We start from the raw sequence: 2,139 nt of genomic DNA on the forward strand, positions 1-2,139 counted from the left end.
GGAAAAGCTATTCCCCAGTCCCCAGTCCCCAGTCCCCAGTCCCCAGTCCCCATTAACTAAATTGAGTTTGCTCCCAATAATTCAGCGATCGCTTTATGTTCTAAAGGCGTTTCCAAGGGAGGAGTTTGACGAGCATCAGTAATCAACCAGTCTAAAGCCGCAGCTTGGACATCAATTGATGCTCCCGTCTTATCTACACAGTAACGCCCAAAAACCAGCTTATCTACTAAGCGGACTCCTGGAGCTAAACGTGACCATTCAAAAATTACACTGTTGTCTACAGTAGCACCACTACAGATCCAGCAATTTGGACCGATCATCGCCGGGCCAATAATTTTGGCTCCATCTTCGATTTTGGTCATGCCGCCAATATAAACAGGGCCAGTGATATCAACTTTATCCCAATTTACGGATACATTTAAACCAGTGAAAATACCGGGAGCAACTTCGTGTCCAGGGATTTGCACATTTTTGATTTCCCCTGATAAAACACCACGAATTGCCCGCCAGTAATCGGGAACTTTACCAATATCTACCCATTCAAAATCCATGGGAATGGCGTAAAAAGGGGCATTATCTGCCACCAGTTGGGGAAATAATTGACCACCAATGTCATACTCTACTCCAGAGGGTATGTACTTAAACACCTCTGGCTCAAAAATATAAATACCTGTATTTATATTGGTGCTAAGGGCTTCTTCCATTGAGGGTTTTTCTTGGAAAGCTTGAACGCGATTATCTTCATCAGTAACCACCACACCGTAGCTAGAAACTTCTTCCTTGGGAACTGATTTGGTGATGATAGTAGCGATCGCCCCTTTAGATTTATGCCACTTTACCGCCGCAGTTAGGTCTAAGTCAATTAAAGCATCACCACACAAAACTACAAAAGTATCATCAAAAAACGGTGAGAAGTCTTGAATCCGGCGCATACCCCCTGCGGAACCGATAGCTTCCCCAACGAGTTTACCGTCATCATCAATTTTACCTTCAAAAGAATAGGCAATCTGCACCCCAAACCGTTGACCATCACGGAAATAACTTTCTATTTCCTCCGCCAAATGGCTAACATTGACCATAATCTCGTCAAATCCATGTTGGCGTAATAACTCCAGTAAAAATTCCATTACTGGCTTTTGCAGTATGGGAATCATGGGTTTGGGAATGGTATATGTAATGGGACGGATACGAGTACCTTTTCCCGCTGCAAGAATCATCGCTTTCATAAAATTTTATTCCTTAGTCATTAGTCATTAGTCATTGGTCAGTAGTCAGTAGTCATTGGGAATAGATAGAAATTTATTCTCCCCCTGATCCCTGCTTTTAAGTAGGTAAGCGGATTTGAATTTCCTGGTAAAATTCTTTTTGAAATAGCTCTACCTTAGATTGAGACGAGAGCAGTAGTAACGCCCAAAAAACGCTAACCATGTTACCGTGTTCTGATTCATGATGAGAGCCGGGTTTCTCTGGTTGTTTTGTCTGTATCCACAAATCTATCAGTTGTTCTAGATTCAAATATTGTTCCTCTAAATTTTGCTCTTTAGCAACATGATGTAACACCTGCTCTAGTTCTAACGCGACTTCGGTTAAATTTTCTTGGTGCGCTAACTCTAGAGCTTCGCGCATCGTCTGCACACTAGACTGGCGCTTAAGCCGCTTAGGTTTATCAACTTTTTCCACCAGTTTTAGCTGGCTGGCCATAATTTGCAATTGGTTGATTAACTCTTGTAAAGTCACCCGACGTTTTGGGGGTGGCATAGCTGCTGGACGACGACGCAAGTGTTGCTCTAATTGCAAGCGATGGGCTGGATATAACAATCCATCTTCAATTCCTAATAGTGTATCATCTACAACTTCTTCTTGGGTATTATATACTGTTGACAGTTGTAATAATGTGTTTGCTTTAAATAATACGAGCATTGATGCTGATAAAAAAGCTTGTCCAGATTGAGACAAGTCACTTTCATAGCCTCTGATAGTTCTTGCTTCCGGTGACATTAATTCTAAGTAATGGTCAATCACCTCAATTACTCGCACGTCCCAAGGGTCAATTTCCCCTTTTTCAGCTTGCTCAATCAGGTGTGTAATTGTTTCTAATAATTCGGCTGCATCCATTCATTTAAAATTTAAATACGAGGA

2 protein-coding genes are annotated in these 2,139 nt (G+C 41.8%); both read right to left on the minus strand.

Annotation, left to right across the window (positions count from 1 at the left end):
* Positions 1 to 56: 56 nt before the first annotated feature.
* Positions 57 to 1,226 carry a sugar phosphate nucleotidyltransferase gene (locus tag FJR11_RS21570; RefSeq protein WP_168507448.1) on the minus strand — a complete coding sequence of 390 codons (1,170 nt, stop codon included), beginning with the start codon at positions 1,224 to 1,226 and terminating at the stop codon, positions 57 to 59.
* 97 nt (positions 1,227 to 1,323) lie between these two features.
* Complete coding sequence (locus FJR11_RS21575) at positions 1,324 to 2,115, minus strand: segregation/condensation protein A (RefSeq protein ID WP_168507450.1); 792 nt, start codon at positions 2,113 to 2,115, stop codon at positions 1,324 to 1,326.
* Between the last annotated feature and the right edge of the window lie 24 nt (positions 2,116 to 2,139).

It is taken from the genome of Anabaena sp. UHCC 0187, assembly GCF_009712035.1.
Classification (GTDB): Bacteria; Cyanobacteriota; Cyanobacteriia; order Cyanobacteriales; family Nostocaceae; genus Dolichospermum.

Bases quoted from the DNA above. Each gene is read 5' to 3' on its own strand.
- FJR11_RS21570 (WP_168507448.1), bottom strand. From the start codon at position 1,226: ATGAAAGCGATGATTCTTGCAGCGGGAAAAGGTACTCGTATCCGTCCC.
- FJR11_RS21575 (WP_168507450.1), bottom strand. From the start codon at position 2,115: ATGGATGCAGCCGAATTATTAGAAACAATTACACACCTGATTGAGCAA.